Source organism: Phormidesmis priestleyi ULC007 (genome assembly GCF_003003695.1).
Lineage (GTDB): Bacteria > Cyanobacteriota > Cyanobacteriia > Leptolyngbyales > Leptolyngbyaceae > Phormidesmis_A > Phormidesmis_A priestleyi_A.
This window is the reverse complement of sequence record NZ_PVWG01000010.1, coordinates 67,311-84,800: the sequence shown is the minus strand read 5'-3', so window position 1 is coordinate 84,800 and position 17,490 is coordinate 67,311. Positions and strand designations below refer to the sequence as shown.

Annotated in this window: 15 protein-coding genes; 8 read left to right on the top strand and 7 right to left on the bottom strand. The window is 49.1% G+C overall.

What is annotated here, in order from left to right; all coding sequences use genetic code 11:
• The first annotated feature begins 35 nt into the window (after window positions 1-35).
• Window positions 36-2,111 carry a prolyl oligopeptidase family serine peptidase gene (locus tag C7B65_RS11235; RefSeq protein ID WP_073071963.1) on the top strand — a complete coding sequence of 692 codons (2,076 nt, stop codon included), beginning with the start codon at window positions 36-38 and terminating at the stop codon, window positions 2,109-2,111.
• A 338-nt stretch (window positions 2,112-2,449) separates the two neighbouring features.
• Here the strand turns inward: C7B65_RS11235 and C7B65_RS11230 are convergent, their stop codons facing one another.
• Window positions 2,450-2,974 (bottom strand): glyoxalase-like domain protein, encoded by a 525-nt coding sequence (locus C7B65_RS11230; RefSeq protein WP_106253993.1) that lies wholly within the window; start codon window positions 2,972-2,974, stop codon window positions 2,450-2,452.
• A 235-nt stretch (window positions 2,975-3,209) separates the two neighbouring features.
• On the opposite strand from C7B65_RS11230, the gene C7B65_RS11225 reads away from it, so the two are divergent.
• Together C7B65_RS11225 and C7B65_RS11220 are read left to right on the top strand one after the other, a co-directional pair.
• Entirely contained in the window at window positions 3,210-3,872 is a 663-nt protein-coding gene (locus C7B65_RS11225) for an RNA polymerase sigma factor (RefSeq protein ID WP_073071959.1), read from the top strand.
• Window positions 3,873-3,923: 51 nt separating this feature from the next.
• Window positions 3,924-4,949, top strand: a complete 1,026-nt coding sequence (locus C7B65_RS11220; protein WP_181314383.1) for a tetratricopeptide repeat protein — start codon at window positions 3,924-3,926, stop codon at window positions 4,947-4,949.
• Between the two features lie 219 nt (window positions 4,950-5,168).
• On the opposite strand, the gene C7B65_RS11215 is transcribed toward C7B65_RS11220, so the two are convergent.
• Window positions 5,169-5,582 carry a hypothetical protein gene (locus C7B65_RS11215; RefSeq protein ID WP_073071957.1) on the bottom strand — a complete coding sequence of 138 codons (414 nt, stop codon included), beginning with the start codon at window positions 5,580-5,582 and terminating at the stop codon, window positions 5,169-5,171.
• A 102-nt stretch (window positions 5,583-5,684) separates the two neighbouring features.
• Between C7B65_RS11215 and C7B65_RS11210 the strand changes: the two genes are divergently transcribed.
• The 3 genes from C7B65_RS11210 to C7B65_RS11200 all read left to right on the top strand — a co-directional run bounded on the left by C7B65_RS11210 (window position 5,685) and on the right by C7B65_RS11200 (window position 11,160).
• Window positions 5,685-10,190 carry a tetratricopeptide repeat protein gene (locus C7B65_RS11210; protein WP_106253992.1) on the top strand — a complete coding sequence of 1,502 codons (4,506 nt, stop codon included), beginning with the start codon at window positions 5,685-5,687 and terminating at the stop codon, window positions 10,188-10,190.
• Window positions 10,191-10,360: 170 nt separating this feature from the next.
• Complete coding sequence (locus tag C7B65_RS11205; RefSeq protein ID WP_073071953.1) at window positions 10,361-10,735, top strand: type II toxin-antitoxin system HicB family antitoxin; 375 nt, start codon at window positions 10,361-10,363, stop codon at window positions 10,733-10,735.
• On the top strand, window positions 10,732-11,160 hold the full coding sequence (locus C7B65_RS11200) for a type II toxin-antitoxin system VapC family toxin (RefSeq protein WP_073071951.1): 429 nt from the start codon (window positions 10,732-10,734) through the stop codon (window positions 11,158-11,160). Before C7B65_RS11205 ends, C7B65_RS11200 begins: the two co-directional genes overlap by 4 nt.
• A 191-nt stretch (window positions 11,161-11,351) precedes the next feature.
• Here C7B65_RS11200 and C7B65_RS11195 read toward each other — a convergent pair whose 3' ends face one another.
• Together C7B65_RS11195 and C7B65_RS11190 are read right to left on the bottom strand one after the other, a co-directional pair.
• Window positions 11,352-11,786 (bottom strand): type II toxin-antitoxin system VapC family toxin, encoded by a 435-nt coding sequence (locus C7B65_RS11195; RefSeq protein ID WP_073071950.1) that lies wholly within the window; start codon window positions 11,784-11,786, stop codon window positions 11,352-11,354.
• A complete protein-coding gene (locus C7B65_RS11190) occupies window positions 11,783-12,106 on the bottom strand; it encodes a type II toxin-antitoxin system HicB family antitoxin (RefSeq protein WP_181314382.1) in 324 nt (107 codons plus the stop codon). Before C7B65_RS11190 ends, C7B65_RS11195 begins: the two co-directional genes overlap by 4 nt.
• Window positions 12,107-12,162: 56 nt before the next feature.
• On the opposite strand from C7B65_RS11190, the gene C7B65_RS27785 reads away from it, so the two are divergent.
• Window positions 12,163-12,327 carry a hypothetical protein gene (locus C7B65_RS27785; RefSeq protein WP_181314381.1) on the top strand — a complete coding sequence of 55 codons (165 nt, stop codon included), beginning with the start codon at window positions 12,163-12,165 and terminating at the stop codon, window positions 12,325-12,327.
• Window positions 12,328-12,510: 183 nt separating this feature from the next.
• On the opposite strand, the gene C7B65_RS11185 is transcribed toward C7B65_RS27785, so the two are convergent.
• The 3 genes from C7B65_RS11185 to C7B65_RS11175 form a co-directional block, all read right to left on the bottom strand.
• Window positions 12,511-12,885, bottom strand: coding sequence for a hypothetical protein (locus tag C7B65_RS11185; RefSeq protein ID WP_219898490.1), 375 nt, complete (start codon window positions 12,883-12,885; stop codon window positions 12,511-12,513).
• Window positions 12,886-13,236: 351 nt separating this feature from the next.
• Window positions 13,237-14,820, bottom strand: coding sequence for an alpha/beta hydrolase (locus C7B65_RS11180; RefSeq protein ID WP_073071944.1), 1,584 nt, complete (start codon window positions 14,818-14,820; stop codon window positions 13,237-13,239).
• 375 nt (window positions 14,821-15,195) lie between these two features.
• The gene (locus C7B65_RS11175) at window positions 15,196-16,053 is read right to left on the bottom strand and encodes an acyl-CoA desaturase (RefSeq protein ID WP_073071942.1); all 858 of its coding nucleotides are present in this window, start codon (window positions 16,051-16,053) and stop codon (window positions 15,196-15,198) included.
• Window positions 16,054-16,251: 198 nt separating this feature from the next.
• Between C7B65_RS11175 and C7B65_RS11170 the strand changes: the two genes are divergently transcribed.
• Complete coding sequence (locus C7B65_RS11170; RefSeq protein ID WP_073071940.1) at window positions 16,252-17,487, top strand: TetR/AcrR family transcriptional regulator; 1,236 nt, start codon at window positions 16,252-16,254, stop codon at window positions 17,485-17,487.
• Window positions 17,488-17,490 lie beyond the last annotated feature (3 nt).

Sequence of the window (17,490 nt, the reverse complement as noted above, 5' to 3'; positions counted from 1 at the left end):
ACTAGAAGGTGATTCACATTCTAGGATTCTGCATTATGTCCCATTCTGATCAAGCTTTGCGTTACCCCGACACTCACAAAATCGAGCAGACTGACGATTATCATGGCGTTTCGGTTTCTGACCCCTATCGATGGCTAGAAGATCCTGATTCTGATGAGACGAAAGCCTGGGTTGAGGCGCAAAATCAAATCACGTTCGGATATTTGCAACAAATTCCAGTGCGAGAAGCGATTCAGAAGCGCCTGACGCAACTTTGGGATTACGAAAAATACAGCGTTCCGTTTAAGGAAGGAAATCGCTATTTCTATTTCAAAAATGATGGATTGCAAAATCAAAGCGTTCTCTACACGCTCAATGCTTTAGAAGACGAACCGAGAGTTTTGCTCGACCCCAACAAGCTCTCAGAAGATGGCACGGTGGCGCTTTCTGGGCTATCGATCAGCGAAGACGGAGCATGGATGGCGTATGGATTGTCTACGTCTGGGTCAGATTGGCAAGAGTGGCGAGTGCGATCGATTGAAACGGGGGAAGACACGAACGATCGCTTGCAGTGGATTAAATTCTCTGGCGCATCCTGGACGCATGATCACAAAGGTTTTTTCTACTCTCGCTATGACGAACCGAACGAAAAAACCAAGCTAGAAGACGCGAATTATTTTCAAAAACTTTACTATCATCGGCTCGGAACTGATCAGGCTGAAGATAGCTTGATCTACGATCGCCCCGATCACAAAGAATGGGGCTTTCAAGGCGGCGTGAGCGAAGACGGACAGTATCTCATTGTCTCGGTTTGGCTTGGCACCGATCCGCGTAATCTCGTTTTCTACAAAGACTTATCAAACCCTGATGCGCCTGTGGTCGAGCTAATCAGCGACTTTGAGGCAAGCTTTAGCTTTATCGACAGCGAGAAGAATCTGTTCTGGTTCCAGACTGATTTGGATGCGCCACGCGGACGAGTGATCGCGATCGACGTGACACAGCCCGATCGTCAACATTGGCAAGAAGTTATTCCTCAATCGGCAGAAACCCTCGAAGGCGTTGGTTTACTCAATCAGCAATTCGTCGCCTCATATCTCAAAGATGCTCGTAGCCAAGTCAAAATTTTCGGCTTGAGGGGTGACTTTGTTCGAGAAGTTGCCCTGCCTGGAATCGGCTCGGCGGGAGGATTTGGTGGAAAGCGAGAAGACACCGAAACGTTCTACAGCTTTACTAGCTTTACCACTCCGCCCACAATCTACCGATATAACTTGTTAATGGATGAAAGCACTTTGTTTCGTCAGCCGCAAGTAGACTTTAACCCGGATGATTATGAGACTCGCCAAGTCTTCTACAGCAGCAAAGACGGGACGCAAGTGCCGATGTTTATTACCCACAAAAAGGGCTTAAAACTCGACGGCAGCAATCCGACTTATCTGTATGCTTACGGTGGATTTGGCATTTCGATCACGCCTAGCTTTTCAGTCGGCAATCTCGTTTGGATGGAGCTTGGCGGTGTGTTTGCCTTGCCTAATCTGCGCGGCGGCGGTGAATATGGCGAAGACTGGCACCAAGCCGGGACGAAGCTGAAGAAACAAAATGTCTTTGATGACTTTATTGCGGCTGGAGAATGGCTGATTGCAAATGGATATACATCATCAGAGAAACTCGCGATCGCTGGGGGCAGCAATGGCGGTCTGCTCGTTGGTGCGTGTATGACTCAGCGCCCCGATTTGTTTGGGGCAGCCTTACCTGCTGTTGGCGTGTTGGATATGCTGCGGTTTCACAAATTTACGATCGGGTGGGCATGGACAGCGGAATATGGCTCTCCTGAAGACCCAGAAGAATTTAAAGCGATCTATGCCTATTCACCTCTGCACCAACTCAAATCAGAAACGGCTTATCCGGCAACATTAATCACGACGGCAGACCACGACGATCGCGTGGTGCCTGCTCACAGTTTTAAGTTTGCGGCAGCGTTGCAAGTGGCTCATTCAGGCGCTTATCCGGTTCTAATTCGGATTGAGACGAAAGCAGGACATGGTGCTGGCAAACCGACTGCCAAAGTGATTGAGGAGATTGTCGATAAGTGGGCGTTTCTGGTCAAAACACTGAATTTTTCACCCACTCTTTAAGTTAGACTCCGCCTTCAGCAATGCTCTATACAGTTTTTACCTTTTGTATCGGTAAATATAGTCTGTGTCCTAGAGTCAAATCACCATAAACATAGCTTCCGTGAGGGGGCTATTTTTTTGAATAAAATCCTCAAAATGCAAAAAGAGCGAACAGAGTATCCGCTCTCTTGAATGCCTACAGATACGTGATGTGTGACTTTTCTAAAATGTTTGAAAATACAGCCCTCACCCTAGCCCTCTCCCCAAGGAGAGGGAACTAGAGATCGCTTGAAAGCCCCTCTCCTGCGGGAGAGGGGTTGGGGTGAGGGTTCTTAGTCACATGGGGCGTACAGAGAGTTTTAGTTAGAGACTTCTGCAAGCTCGACGACGTGACCAGAGAAATCTTTAACTAAAAAGTTAAGCGGTTTCTCACGTCGAATCTTATGCTTCAGACTGGATGCCTGAACGCGTAACAGAATTTGGTCTAGACAGTCACGATCGAAGCAAACATGACGCTGACGCTCCTTCTCGCCCAAACTCGCGCCCGAAATGACGTGAAGCTGCGTGTTCTTTTTAAGCTGATACCACAACCCGTCGTTGCCGTTGCCTCGTGCTGTCGTGCTGCCCATATTGCCCGACAGATACATGGGGCTGATGCCTGCGGTGCCGAGTGACTGCTCGTAGTTGTAGTAATAGTGCAAGGGCACATCCGCCACTGGCAGATTTAGCATTCCTTCATAAAAATCTCGTGCCAACTCCACATCTGACACCATCACCGTATGCACCTTGGGCGCACTGGTCAAAAACATCCACATGGCAACCGCATAGGCACCCAGCAGCATGACCATGATTCCCTGGGTGGAGAATAAGCTATCTAATCCCATAGAAGACCAAAAAGGGTGGACGATCGTAGCAAGTTGACAAACCTATTGGTTAGTATCCCTGACTCTATTCATTCTATCAAGCTCAGTTTGAGCAAATCCGTAACGAACTTAGTAAAAATTTAGAAATTTGAGCAACTGATGCTCTAAAGCGCTAGATTTTGAAAAAAAAGATCTCCAGATCGAGAAAGACGCTGTATATAGTTACAGTGCATGTCCTATAGTTTGAACCCAAGCTGTGGCTATCCCAACTTTTCCTGAAGCCAATCACCCGATCGTCAAATCGCTGTCTCACTACAGTGATCAAGAATTATTGGTGCTATTTCAACGATATTCTGAGGCTGGGCAATACTTTACGGCGATTTTTTGCCGTTATAGCCCGATGGTTTATACGTTGATTCAGCACCGAGCGCGATCGCCTGTTCAAGCCGATTATCTGTTTGCGCGGCTGTGGCGACACATTTTTTATGAAATGGACGGGCTAGACCTGCGGGCTTTTGGGTCAGAAGAAATCACGTTTCAGAGTTGGCTGATTAATGTCACAGCACTCTGCATCAATCAGGCAGAACTGCCGCCCGTTGAGGAGATTCACTACAACCTCCGGGCAATGTCGCCGCCATTTTGGTGCTATATCGATCGGGCATTAGACCAGCTTCCGCCTACGCTGCGGCTGATGGTGACGTTGGCGCAAACCTTTCACTGGAGCGACACGCGAATTTCTGCCTACCTGCAAGCTGAAGGCGAACAGATTCCTCCGGCTGAGGTCAAAGCGCGACTACGAGAAGGCTATCAGCTTTTAGAAACAACTTTGCCAGAAGATATTAGAGCCATCTATCTCGATGGGAATAGTGTTCAAGGATACGGATTGGATTCAGCGCCTTTAGAGGCTAGTCTGGATTAGTCACGTCTCTTTGGCTCAATGATTCTGGGTGGAGGTTCTGAAATGCGTTGGATGGTAGCACCTTTTGCAGTTGGGTTAGGAGTTGCTCAACTTCTGGCAGGTGGAATTGCGCTGACTCCGGTTGCGATCGCATCAGAACTAAGTGATCAACTGACCATCAACCTCAACAACGGCACTCGTGGAACTGCTCGAACAGAAGCCGATCGCCTCATACGCTTAGGCAACCAACAACAGCGAGCTGGATTTGTTGACAAAGCGATCGGGTCTTGGCTGCAAGCGCTAGAAATCTATCACGACATCAAAGAAGTTGAGGCGCAAGGCACTACCTATGAAGCGCTGGGTAAAGCCTATTCGCAACTGGGGCGTTTTGTTGAAGCAGAAGATGCGGTGCGGCGCAGCTTGGCGATCGCTCGTGACACTAAAAATTTCCAAAATCAAATCTATGCGGCTAACAATTTAGGAACTTTGCTAATGCAGCGTAGCAGCGCTTCGGAGGCGCAAAAAACGTTTGCAGAGGGCTTAAAAATCGCCCAAGACATTAACTATCCTGCTGGGCGAGGTTTGTCTTTGAGCAACCTGGGACTCGTTGCCTATTCACAAGGCAGATATCAGGATGCGATTCGCTACTACGAGCAAGCAAAGCCATTGCGCGAACAAGCCAGCGATCCGGGTGCAGCAAATACGCTAAATAATTTGGGCGATGCCTATCGAGCGATTCGCGATTATCGGACGGCAATGGTTAGCTATCGACAAGCGTTGTTTATCTCAGAAAATAGCCTCGATCGTCCTAGTCAATTTCGCGCCTTAGAAGGGCTGACTCGTGCGTTTTATGGATTAGGGCAAAACTCCAACGCTTCAGAAATGCTCGATCGACGATTGGCACTGGCACTAGAGCAAAACGATTCTAGACAGGTGATTGCATCGCTAAAGGGGTTGGCGCAATTCTATCAAGCAAAGGGCGATTTGACTGCCGCAGACAGCTATTATCAACAAGCGTTTGCTGTGGCTCAAGGGATTAACGACACGCAAGAGCAACAGGGATTGTTGACGCAAATTGGGACGCTGCGATCGCGTTGATTTAACCTGAGTTCGACGAGTTTTTCGCTTCGTTCTCAACGGCTTCTGCCCCCTAAGTCCCCCAAATTGGGGGACTTCAAGCCAAAATTTTCGGTTCAAAGTCCCCCAATTTTGGGGGATTTAGGTAGCTCTCCCGAATTCATAATCGGAGCGAACCACGTTTGTCGAACTCACGTTGATTTATGCGACACATCCGCACGAAGGAACGGTAAACGTAGGTTATTTAGCTGGCTCGGTGTAGCGACAATAAACATCAAAGCCAAACTTAGCGATATACAAAACGATTAACGTTGCTAATCCTGGATTGATGGGGAATGGCAACACAATTTGACTGGTTAGATACACAATCAGCCCGGTCAATAGGGGCGTACTTTCTGTTTTTTTGGTGTATTCTGTCAACCTTTGCCGAAAGCCGTCATCGCCACAAATCTGCTCTCGCAACACGTCTAACACGACTTGTTTGAGCGGCTTCTCTCCAAATGCCGCTTGGCCCATTTCCGATCGCAGCATCGCTTCTAAGCTGGCATCTAAATCGCCTTCGTGGTCGATGAGAGTTGCGATCGCGCTCTGCGACGGCTCATAGTCATGCAGGGTTTGCTGCACTTGCAAGAGTTCGGCTTCACTAAGCTGCATAGAGTTTTCTTCCAACGTTTGGTTTGTTGCGGATTTTTCTGGGAGCTTGTGTTAGAAGAATGTAGTCTTTAATGCACGCTTCTAGACAGGAAATTATCGCCCATGTCTATCATTACCATTCGAGAGCAGCAAAAGACGGAAACTGGGTTCAAAGCGGTCTTAAAGTTTGACGGTGATAATGAGTATCAGATCGAGGTTTGCGACCCGTTTACGCCTTTAGATGAAGAGCGGCTGGAATGGTATTTTGAGCGGTGGTTAGTGTTTCCCGGTTTGGATACGGTGAAGGCAGAGGCGGCAAAAGTGAGTGTGCGATCGTATGGCGAATCGCTGTTTGAGCAAGTGTTTAAGCGGGATGTCGATGCTTACAGTGAGTACAAGGGAATTCGGAGTTCGATTAGGCAGATTGAGATTATAGGCAACAGTCCAGAGTTTCAGGCGCTGCATTGGGAGGCGTTGCATGATCCTCAGATGCCCAGACCGTTGGCGGTCGATCGGGTGATGGTGCGAAAGCTGGTGGAGGCTAGAGCGGAACAGGCGATCGTGGCTCCTTCTGCGGTGATTAATTTGCTGGTGGTGACGGCGCGACCGGGAGAAGAAAACGATGTCAACCATCGCACCATTTCGCGTCCGTTGATTGAGTTGATTCAACAAAGCAATCTGCGGGTGAATGTTGATCTGCTTCGTCCTGCGACGTTTGAGGCGTTATCAAATCATTTGGAGGAGAAGGGCGCGGGATTCTATCACATCGTTCATTTAGATATGCACGGGGCGGTGATGAGCTATGAGCAATTGAAGTCGATGCCGCGCGATCGCTTTACGTTTAGAGCTTTTGGGGAGCAGGTTGAGTCGTTTGAGGGCGTGAAAGGGTTTCTGTCGTTTGAGAGCGGCATTCCAGGGAAATCGGATCTGCGAGTTGCGGCAGAGTTGGCAGATTTGCTGACTGGCAAGAATGTCCCGGTGTGCATTTTGAATGCGTGTCAGTCGGCGAAGCAAGTCAGAGGCGATGAGCGGGAGACGAGTCTAGGCGCGGCGTTGATGGCAGCGGGGATGCAGACGGTGTTGGCGATGGGCTATAGCGTCACGGTGACGGCGGCGAAGATTTTGATGACGACGCTCTATCAGCAGTTGTTTGCCCAAAAGTCGCTGGATGAGGCGATTAGGCTAGGGCGAAAAGCGTTGTGCGATCGTCAGGAGCGCAAGGCATATTTTAATCAGACGATTAGCTTAGAGGATTGGCTGTTGCCTGTAGTCTATCGGCGCGGTCAGGTCGATTTTGGGCTGCGGAGCTTTACGCCGCAAGAAGAGGAGGCGTATTGGCAGCAGCAGGAGCTTGCCTATCGGTTTGAAGCGCCGCCCTATGGGTTTGTGGGTCGCGATTTGGAGATTTTGAAGATTGAGCGATCGCTGCTGCGGCAAAATGTTTTGCTGGTGCAGGGCATGGGGGGCACGGGCAAGACGACGCTGCTCAACTATTTGCGCGAGTGGTGGCAGACGACGCAGTTTGTCAAAGAGGTGTTTTATTTTGGCTATGACCAAAAGGCGCACACGCTGGAGCAGATTTTGTTTGCGATCGGTCAGCGGGTTTATGACAAATATGAGGCGGCGCAGTTTCAGGTGATGTCGGTGGGGGCGCAGGTGCAAAAGCTGGCAGCGACGCTCAACTCGCAGCCGTTTGGGCTGATGTTGGATAATTTGGAGTCGGTGACGGGGCAGGCGTTGGCGATTCAAAACACGCTGGACTTGCAGGAGCAGGAGAAGCTGCGGGACTTTTTGCGACGATTGGTGGGGGGCAAAACAAAGGTGGTGTTGGGTTCTCGCAGTCGGGAGGCGTGGCTAGATGGAGTGCTAAAGGGAGCGGTCTATGAGTTGCGGGGGTTAGATCAGGAGTCGCGCACGGCACTGGCTGAGAAGATTTTGGCGCGACAGGTGCAAAACGAGGGCAAGATTGAGCGGCTGCGGAAAAGTGACGACTTTAAGAAGCTGATGAAGCTGCTGGCGGGACATCCGTTGGCGATGGAGGGGGTGTTGGAAAACCTGCGGTGCCGGTCGGCGGCGGAGGTTTTGGCGGGGTTGGATTCGGGGGATGTGACGTTGGATTCGGGGAGCGCGGATAAGACGGCGAGTATTTTGAAATGTGTGGAGTATTCGCACAGCAATTTGTCATCCGATGCTCAAAAGCTGCTGGTGTGTTTAGCGACCTTTAGCGGGTTTCTTTTTCACTCAGCGTTGCCACAATATGCAGAACAGTTGCGGCAGTTAGCGCCGTTTGAGAGGTATCCGTTTGAGCAGTTTGATGGAGCAATAGAGGAAGCGATCGATTGGGGCTTGCTGTCGCCAATCAATGTAGATAACCCGCACTTGCTCACGATCCAACCTGTGTTTCCTTATTTCTTGAAAACGAAGCTAAATCAACTGGATGTGGCAACTCGTAAGGCGCTATCTGAGGGTTTTAAGAACCACTATCTAGGGGGAGCAAGGCATTACAATCGATTAATGGACTCGAAAGAGCCGCAAGAGCGACAAACGGGAATTGACTTCTGCCAGTTAGAGTATGAGAATCTCTACAATGCCTTGCAGATTTCCTTGAATGCAAAAGACAAATTAACTATTCAAATTTATGCTTGTCTCAATCAATACTTAGGTTTAGTTAAGGATAAAAAAGGGAAGTTTGCGTTGGCACAGTCAGTTTATGACAAACTTGCTGCTTATCCTATCGAAGAGCATAGTTTTGAAATCGAACTAATTATCTTGGGGCTTCTTGATTGTTTGGCTCGTGAATACTTAGAAGCAAAAGACTATGAGAAGTCACGAGAGTATTACAAAATAACTTTAGACCTTATTCAAAAACGTGAAGAACTAATACCAAAAGAAGTTAAAGGAAAGGTTCTTGCCAATACGTACCACCAATTAGGCAGGGTGGCGGAGGAGTTGCGCGAGTTTGAGGAGGCACGACACAACTACCAACAAGCCCTGCAAATTAACATCGAGTTTAATGATCGCTACAATCAAGCCAGCACCTACCACCAGTTAGGCATGGTGGCGGAGGAGTTGCGCGAGTTTGAGGAGGCACGACACAACTACCAACAAGCCCTGCAAATTAACATCGAGTTTAATGATCGCTACAATCAAGCCAGCACCTACCACCAGTTAGGCATGGTGGCGGAGGAGTTGCGCGAGTTTGAGGAGGCACGACACAACTACCAACAAGCCCTGCAAATTAACATCGAGTTTAATGATCGCTACAATCAAGCCAGCACCTACCACCAGTTAGGCATGGTGGCGGAGGAGTTGCGCGAGTTTGAGGAGGCACGACACAACTACCAACAAGCCCTGCAAATTAACATCGAGTTTAATGATCGCTACAATCAAGCCAGCACCTACCACCAGTTAGGCAGTGTGGCGCTGGAGTTGCGCGAGTTTGAGGAGGCACGACACAACTACCAACAAGCCCTGCAAATCAAAATCGAGTTCAATGATCGCTACAATCAAGCCAGTACCTACCAACAATTAGGCGTGGTGGCGCTGGAGTTGCGCGAGTTTGAGGAGGCACGACACAACTACCAACAAGCCCTGCAAATCAAAATCGAGTTCAATGATCGCTACAATCAAGCCAGCACCTACCAACAATTAGGCGTGGTGGCGCTGGAGTTGCGCGAGTTTGAGGAGGCACGACACAACTACCAACAAGCCCTGCAAATCAAAATCGAGTTCAATGATCGCTACAATCAAGCCAGTACCTACCAACAATTAGGCGTGGTGGCGCTGGAGTTGCGCGAGTTTGAGGAGGCACGACACAACTACCAACAAGCCCTGCAAATCAAAATCGAGTTCAATGATCGCTACAATCAAGCCAGTACCTACCAACAATTAGGCGTGGTGGCGCTGGAGTTGCGCGAGTTTGAGGAGGCACGACACAACTACCAACAAGCCCTGCAAATCAAAATCGAGTTCAATGATCGCTACAATCAAGCCAGCACGTACCACAACTTAGGCGTTGTGGCGGAGGAGTTGCGCGAGTTTGAGCAAGCGCGAACCCACTACCAACAGTCCTTGCAAATCAAAATCGAGTTCAACGATCGCTACGCTCAAGCGGTCACGTACCACCAATTAGGCACAGTGGCGCGGCAGTTGCGCGAGTTTGAGGAGGCGCGAAAAAACTACCAACAAGCCCTGCAAATCAACATCGAATTCAATGATCGCTACGCTCAAGCCCGTACGTGTCACCAATTAGGTGTTGTGGCGCAGGAGTTGCGCGAGCTTGAGGAGGCACGACAAAACTACCAACAGGCATTGCAAATCTACATTGAGTTCGACGATCGCTACTCGCAAGCCAGCACCTACCACAACTTAGGCATTGTGGCGCAGGAGTTGCGCGAGTTTGAGCAGGCACGAACCGACTACCAACAAGCCCTGCAAATCTTCATCGAGTTCAACGATCGCTACTCGCAAGCCAGCACTTATGGTCAGCTAGGATTTCTCGCAGAGGCAGAGGGAAACCAAGCAGAAGCAAAAACTTGTCTACAGCAAGCACTAGAGATCTTTGTTGAGTTTGGCGATGAATATCGTGCAGCGATCGCCCAGCAGAGTCTCGATCGGCTTTCAAGTTAAAAGCTGGGCTATGTCGAGTGCAAAGCCTCGATCGGGCTTGATGGAATGCGATCGCACTTGCAATGCTCACCTCGGAATGAAAAATCACGAGCATGAGTCTCTGCAAGCAGCGATCGCACTCTAGCCACTTCGCACGTTAAAATGAGGACGCTGTAAAGGAGTCTAGCTCAATGAACCTTCATGCCGCTTCCCAATCCTCGACAGATATTACGTGGCACATTTTGTTAGAGCAACAGGCAAATGGTTGTGTGTTGGCAACCGTTCCAGCTTTGCCAAACTGCACACTAGAACGCTCAAGCAGAGAGGAAGCGTTAGCGGCAATTCGGCAACTTTTATCAGACCGATTAGCCTCCGTCGAAGTGCTACCCGTCCACATTTCACCCACTGCTGACTCAGCCTCTTCCAAAGAGCAGTCTTGGCCGCCCTTCTTAGGACTGTTTAAAGACGATCGCTATTTTGCAGAATTAGCAGACGAGCTTTGGGCAAAGCGGCAGGTCGAAGATAACGAAGAGATCTCGATCGAGTGGATTGAACCGAACGCATGAGCCTCTGGATTTTAGACACTGATCATGTTTCACTCGCTTTGCAAGGACATCCGCTAGTCACAGATCGAATCAAGCAACGAGATTCGGAAGTGGCAATAACAGTGATCACAGCCCAGGAACTCTTCAATGGTTGGGTAACTCGCATTAATGATCCACGATTAGCAGGTGAGCTTGTCTCGTTGTATACGCGATTCTCGCTGACGTTAGATTTCTTGAAAAAAGTTCAAATTCTGAACTTTGATGACTCTGCAAATACTCAATACACGCAGCTTCTTCAACTCGACCGATCGCTGAGAAAAAAGCGACTTCAAGAAGATCTAAAGATTGCTGCGATCGCACTGTCAACTGGAGCAATAGTAGCTACTCGAAATCAGCGCGACTTCTCTCTAGTAGAAGGTTTGTGTCTCGAAGATTGGGCAATCTAATGAGACACACCGCCGAATGTAAAACTCCGATCGAACTTCAGCGAACTCCAAACTAAACCAGCGATCGTAATTAGCGGCGTTGCAGAATCAGATTAAATAGCCTGTAGGGGTAGTGCCCCCGTGCCTACCCTGACGGAGGGCAACCACGGGGGGATTGCCCCTACCAATCATTTCTATTCAGCAATGCCAATTTAGCTATTTCTTTCGATCGTCCAATCTTCAATCGTTAGACTCGGCACCTTCTCAAAGTCGCGCCGATTTCGAGTAACTACAGTCCCGTTTATTGCAAGTGCAATTGCAGCAATCCGCAAATCTTGGGCACCGATGCGGATTCTTTGCTGCTTCAACTTAGCAAAGCCAATATCAGCCTCCGCACTAAACTCTAACAACCGCAGACTCTGCCCCAGAAAAATCAACGTTTCACGAAAGCGAGCGTAAGCCAACACCCGCATCGTTCCCGACTCTGCCCGTCGGATTACGTCTAATCGTCCTCGCAATTGTTCCTCAGCCGTAATCACCGTCATCGCGATCGACCCCATTCCTCTTTCGGCAATCTGCTGACTCACCTGTGAATGCCCTTGCTGCCACAGCGACACATGATCTGTATCCAATATCCACAATGTCATGCGACTGAACTTGGCTGATCTGACTGAAGATACTCAGCTTCCAGTTCAGCATCTACCTCTTGTCGATAAGAAGCCATTGCTGCTTGAAATTCATTCCACTGCGGATCATCTTTAAAAAGTCCAGCTAGCTTAGGGAGAGAGAATGAATCCAGGGGAATCGTGACCACTTCCGCAGACTCTAGACGTTTGCTCAATGCTTTTTGCACATTTGACAAGGCATCTTCACGAGTGACACCCTGAGCCTGACAGTCAGGCAACCCCAAAACACTAGCGCGAAAACCGTTTATCTCCCTTTCCAAAAGGATTGAAATGGTTCCCATGTGATCTTTCTCCATCGTTGTTGCCATTTAGTCTAGTTTAAAACCTTTCAACTCAATTGAGAGTTTCACGCACCCAATGCGAAACGACGATCGGGCTTGATGAAAAAGCAAAGCGAGGAGCGATCGTTTTTAATGCGATCGCTCCCCGCTTTGTTCTCAGTCTAAGAGAATGTCTGAGAGTCTTTGAGGTCTATTTCACTTCGATGTTGCTCCACCCGTGATTGAAATCCAGGCTAACCGAGGAAAGTCCACTAAAGGGGACTCCGAACCGAATCTGGAGGTCTTCAGTCCATTTCAACGGACTTCGCACCGTTAGCCCGGAATTTATTCACGGGCGGGACGCAATCGCAGCGACAAAACTCGTCAAACTCCCATTCACGCAAGTCTCCGACAGAACCGCACGGTTATGCCACAGCAACTTTCTGCCTCCGCGCAGGGCGCTTATAAGCCGACTTTTTCTTACGTCCGATCGTTTGAGCTTGGCTGCTGTCAGACCCAAATTGAGCAATTACAGCAGTCTTGGCTTCAAGAATGCCATTGTGAAAATTCCATTCAGCTAAACGGGCGGCATCCAAAGCAGCGCGATATTGGGCTTTAAGCTGAACTTCGAGCTTTTGCAATCTCACCATCTCAGCCTGAGTCGCTTCGAGCCTGGAGACTGAAGCTTCTTGGCGTTGGGGCGCGTATTCAGCAATGGTTTGCAATCCTTGGAACACCTCTTCGTCTGCACCCAAAATGCTGGGAGTTAAGCGGTTGTTCGTGTTTTGAGTCGTCATCATGCGTTCCCTGAGAATTGATCTTGGTAATGCGAAGGTGCCCGATCGCAGCCAAGCCAGAACAAACCAACGATCGTCTTTAAAGACTCTTCAAAAAGGAACGGAAAATAGGGGAACGTAGAGACGCAAGGTTTACCATTTCTTTATCTTGATAGGTCAATTCGTTCTCTCGACGGGTCAATACATTCGCTTGACGAGTCAATACGTTTTTTCGACAGGTTGATGCCTTCTCTCAACCGATTAATGCGCTCTCTCAACAGGTCGATTTGTTTTCTCGACGGGTTAATTCGTTCGGTTGAGTAGCTAGACACCATAAGACCTCCGACTTTTTCAAAAAGTTAGAGGTCTTTGCCTTCAGAATCCGATCGCGGCTCCTTCTTCGGGCATCCGATCGAGTTCAATGTGATACGTTCCGACAAAGCCAGTTCCAACGATATCAAATTCCCAGCCATCGCTGACTCTTCGCATCGGAGTTGCACTTTTTAGCGAGTCATCCCCATCAGCAAACTCTTCACCCGTATACAGATAAAGCTGAAGGGTTGGCTTCAAAATCGCCCGCACATAATATTGCTTGGCAAACACAATGTTATCGGAGAAGCCCACGCCAAACAAATCACGTTCACCGACATAAAACTCCATTCGCATTACGAGATCGGTTTGGGTCAAACTGGCAGCACTGTTGAGAAACCCTTCCCAAATCAGCTTGCGATCGTCTGCCCACCCAAAAGAAAGCTGACTATCGCTAAAGTCCCCGGTGCGAAACGGCCCGTAACAATTTTCGGCTTCTTTGCTTTGGTGGAACAACTCAAAATCTACGCCACGCGGTTTAATCGATACGCCAAAGAAAAACTCGCTTTTGCCAAATAAGTCAAAGCCGCGCTTAACTCGTGCCCGAACTTGACGCAGCCGCACCCGCACATCGCCAAAAAAGAATCGGGTTGCCACTTCAAACGACTCACGAGCGCTAATTAACGAATCAAACCCGCCATGAGGCTTGTGCACAAACGTCCGAGGTGCCCCTGGAATTTGAGCAAAATCTTGCTTGACTAGACCATCGCTGCGGTTGTAGTTCATGCCAAATTCTCCTGCAACTGAAAACACCCGATTCAGGGCAGACGCAGCAAGATTGTTATAAGCCTTATAGTTGGTGCCCACGACGGTAAGCAAGCGATCGAGCGGAAAGCACTGAGCAAAATTCTGATAGCCTGCACTGTTAGCAGGGCCCTGATTGTCAGGATTGAAGTGTTCAAACTCGTCGGCAGACTCGATGCCCAACCAGTGTAGATCGCGAAGCACCTGAAACGCGATGCCCTTGTGCGGCGTTCCTAACGTGACGACTTTGTTGATGGCTTCATCGGCAGCCGTGACGCTTCGTTTTGGGTAAGCGCGCTGAATCGCTTCTCTAACCACCAGCCCACCCATTGAGTGAGCAATGATGTTTACCTTGGGTTTAATGCCGTGTTTGACTTCAGCCAAAGCCCGAATGAAATCGATCAGCCGCACCAACGCTTCGCCATATTTTGAGAACTCTCGATCGCACAAATCATAATAGCGAAACACCCACAAGCTATGACACGGGTCATCGTCCGATTGCAATAATCGCAGTGCCATTGCTGGATCGATAATGATTTTTCCTTGAAAGAAACTCGGATCAAACGCCTCAAGCTCTGCCGGAATCAAGGGAAGAGCAGACAGATTATGGGCATAGTAGCCAATCACATTGGTGGTGTCTTGATATCTCCAGTGCGATTTCATGAACCGCAGAATCAGCCCTTCATAGATATAATTTTCGCCCCGCTTTTGTGGGTAGACACTGCCATCGTTGAATCCTTGATAGGTCATCTTGCGTTCATCGGCGGTATCGGTGCCCCCAAACCCTCGCACCAGAACGATCGGCAGAGGGCGACGAGTCGGAGCAGACCATCCAGGATTTGACATATGCTTAACCTCTCACGAGACGAATTAAGTTTAACAATACTCAGTCAGTTCAGCAAACTTAGCTACAACGTTGATGAAGCTGTTACGGAACTATCTCTATTTTATGGATTAGCTGTTGTTCAGTTCTTTGATCTTTAACGTTAGTGCGACGGGTTTGTTCACTTCATTGTCAGCGGTTTCTGCCCCCTAAATCCCCCATTCTGGGGGACTTTGAACCGAAATTCTGGCTTGAAGTCCCCCAAATTGGGGGATTTAGGGGGCTTCCCGAATTCACAATCGGAGCGGACAAACTCGTCGAACTGACGTAATCTTTAAAGCTAAAAAGGTCAGAACAAACCTCGTTTGCCCTGACCTTTTCAAATTTTGTGTCGTTTATCAGTCGTTTGGCGGCAGAACAAGTTTCTTCACCAAACCCAACCGATTTAGACCTTGAATCGCCCACCACGTCATATCAATTTCCCACCATTTCCAGCCCGCTTTTGCCACGTTAGGGTAAGCGTGGTGGTTATTGTGCCAGCCTTCGCCATAAGTAAGAATCGCTGCCCACCATAGGTTTCGTGAATTGTCGTCTATCTCAAACGTGCGGTAGCCTGTGATGTGACTTGCCGAGTTAATCAACCAAGTGCTGTGCCATAGCAAAACGGCTCTCACAAACACCCCATAAATCACAAACGACCAACCACCCGCTAAATAGAGCGCTACCCCAACTGGGATCTGAAGCATCAAAAAGTTCTTATTCAACCAGCGATAGAACGGGTCACGATCGAGGTCAGGTGCAAACTTCTTACAGGAGTCATAGTCAAAAAATTGACGGTGCGGATAGAACAACCAAAGCATATGGCTCCACCAAAACCCGCGCTTTGCCGAATAGGGATCAAGATCCACATCTTCAGTGTGCAAATGGTGCTGACGGTGCCCTGCTACCCAAAAAATCGGCCCACCCTGCAACGCCAAAGCACCAATCAGCGTGATCAATCGTTCTAACGGCTTGGGCACCTGAAAGCTGCGGTGCGTCAGCAAACGGTGATATCCCAAACAGATGCCAATGCTGCCAAACAGCCAGTGCAGCACCACCGCCACTCCTAGCGCTGACCACGAAAAAAACCAGGGAGCCGACAGCGCGATCGCGTGAAACGCTCCAAAAAATCCTACAGTCACCCAATCTAGTTTGGGTTCTTCTTGCAGCGATGGCGGTTCACTCGCAGCTTTAGGTTTAATCGAAGTAGAGGTCATAAAAATCCTTTGTTTAGATGACGAGATCAATCTGTGCTCGATCGGGTTGCCCGATCAACAAACTTCCTCGACGCACGAGTAAACATCCACGCTTCCGCTAGAAGACCGTTACAGTAGAGGAATAAATGCAAGTGCTACTTACATTGATCAGCTTAACAAGTGTTCGTTATTTCTGCAAGTGTTACTTGCATTTTGCCTATGTCGTCTCAGCGAAACCCCACCCGGCAACGGTTAATCACGGCTGCACTAGAGCTATTTGCCTCACAGGGAGTCACCGAAACGACCACCCGGCAAATCTCAGAACGAGCCGATGTCAACGAAGTGACGCTCTTTCGTCAGTTTGGCAATAAACACGGGCTGCTGTTAGCTGTGATCGAAGAGGCAGCCGTTTTTACCACTTTGGGTCAAGCGCTCGTTGAGCAAGCCAATCAGACCAGCAGTCTGCATCAAGCGCTTAACGAATATGCGATCGCCTGTCTGCAAGCTTTGGAGCGAGTGCCCGAAGTCGTGCGATCGGTCGTCGGCGAAGCGGGGCAATATCCTTCTGAAAACCGACAGGCGTTAGGGCAAGGCTTTACGCAAGCGAATCGCTATGTGGCTGAATATTTTCAGACCGTTATCGATCGTGGACAGTTACACAGCTATTTGTCAGCCGAGCGACTCGCCAGCTTGCTGAATGGAATGCTTTTAGGCTACGCCGTGATTGAGTTTACGAGCGAATTTCATAACCTCTGGCAAGACCGACAGGATTTTTTAGAAAACTTGGTGACGCTGTTTCTACATGGCGCAGTCTCACCAGCAGAGCTATCTTCGCTAGATTCCAGCAGTTTAGTGCGAGTCGAGAACACGGCGATCGAGCGAATCGCGGATCTCCCGACTCAAGTGGTTCACTCAATTTTGCAGCGGGCCAAACAGCAGGGATTACAATCCTACGCCTGGGTTTATGTGCTGTTTGGGGCAGGGCTGAGTCCTACAGAGGTCGTGAGATTAGAGCGATCGCACTATATTCATGACGCTCACCAGCAGCTTGTGCAAGTTAGCCAAGGAACGGTGCGCCAAGTGCCGATCAATCAGTGGATTCTGGGCAAACGCTATGGCTCTTACACAAAAAATCCGTTAACTCAGTGGCTCAAAAGTCGCAAAGACCCCCAGCCAGCCTTATTCATCAATGAGGTCGGAAGCTCCCTCTCTGAAAGCGAACTGCGGCAGCAATGGCGAGAATTAACGCAAGAGTTTCTCACGCCAGACGGGCGGCCTCCGACGATCGAGCAGCCTCAACAAACCTGGTGCATCGACATGCTGATGAGAGGAATTAGGGTAGACGACTTGAAGATTTTGACGGGTTGGAGCGCCGAAAAACTCCAACCTTACGTTGATCGAGCCAGAGAAAAAGCAGCCTTAGAACAGGCAATTCGTCTCGATCAAAAAGCTTGAAAC

Excerpts from the sequence above, each read along its gene's own strand:
- C7B65_RS11175 (WP_073071942.1), bottom strand. The coding sequence starts at position 16,053 with ATGACCTCTACTTCGATTAAACCTAAAGCTGCGAGTGAACCGCCATCG.
- C7B65_RS11190 (WP_181314382.1), bottom strand. The coding sequence starts at position 12,106 with ATGGGAACCATTTCAATCCTTTTGGAAAGGGAGATAAACGGTTTTCGC.
- C7B65_RS11210 (WP_106253992.1), top strand. The coding sequence starts at position 5,685 with ATGTCTATCATTACCATTCGAGAGCAGCAAAAGACGGAAACTGGGTTC.
- C7B65_RS11220 (WP_181314383.1), top strand. The coding sequence starts at position 3,924 with ATGGTAGCACCTTTTGCAGTTGGGTTAGGAGTTGCTCAACTTCTGGCA.
- C7B65_RS11235 (WP_073071963.1), top strand. The coding sequence starts at position 36 with ATGTCCCATTCTGATCAAGCTTTGCGTTACCCCGACACTCACAAAATC.
- C7B65_RS11185 (WP_219898490.1), bottom strand. The coding sequence starts at position 12,885 with ATGATGACGACTCAAAACACGAACAACCGCTTAACTCCCAGCATTTTG.
- C7B65_RS11170 (WP_073071940.1), top strand. The coding sequence starts at position 16,252 with ATGTCGTCTCAGCGAAACCCCACCCGGCAACGGTTAATCACGGCTGCA.
- C7B65_RS11200 (WP_073071951.1), top strand. The coding sequence starts at position 10,732 with ATGAGCCTCTGGATTTTAGACACTGATCATGTTTCACTCGCTTTGCAA.
- C7B65_RS11205 (WP_073071953.1), top strand. The coding sequence starts at position 10,361 with ATGAACCTTCATGCCGCTTCCCAATCCTCGACAGATATTACGTGGCAC.
- C7B65_RS11180 (WP_073071944.1), bottom strand. The coding sequence starts at position 14,820 with ATGTCAAATCCTGGATGGTCTGCTCCGACTCGTCGCCCTCTGCCGATC.
- C7B65_RS11215 (WP_073071957.1), bottom strand. The coding sequence starts at position 5,582 with ATGCAGCTTAGTGAAGCCGAACTCTTGCAAGTGCAGCAAACCCTGCAT.
- C7B65_RS11195 (WP_073071950.1), bottom strand. The coding sequence starts at position 11,786 with ATGACATTGTGGATATTGGATACAGATCATGTGTCGCTGTGGCAGCAA.
- C7B65_RS11230 (WP_106253993.1), bottom strand. The coding sequence starts at position 2,974 with ATGGGATTAGATAGCTTATTCTCCACCCAGGGAATCATGGTCATGCTG.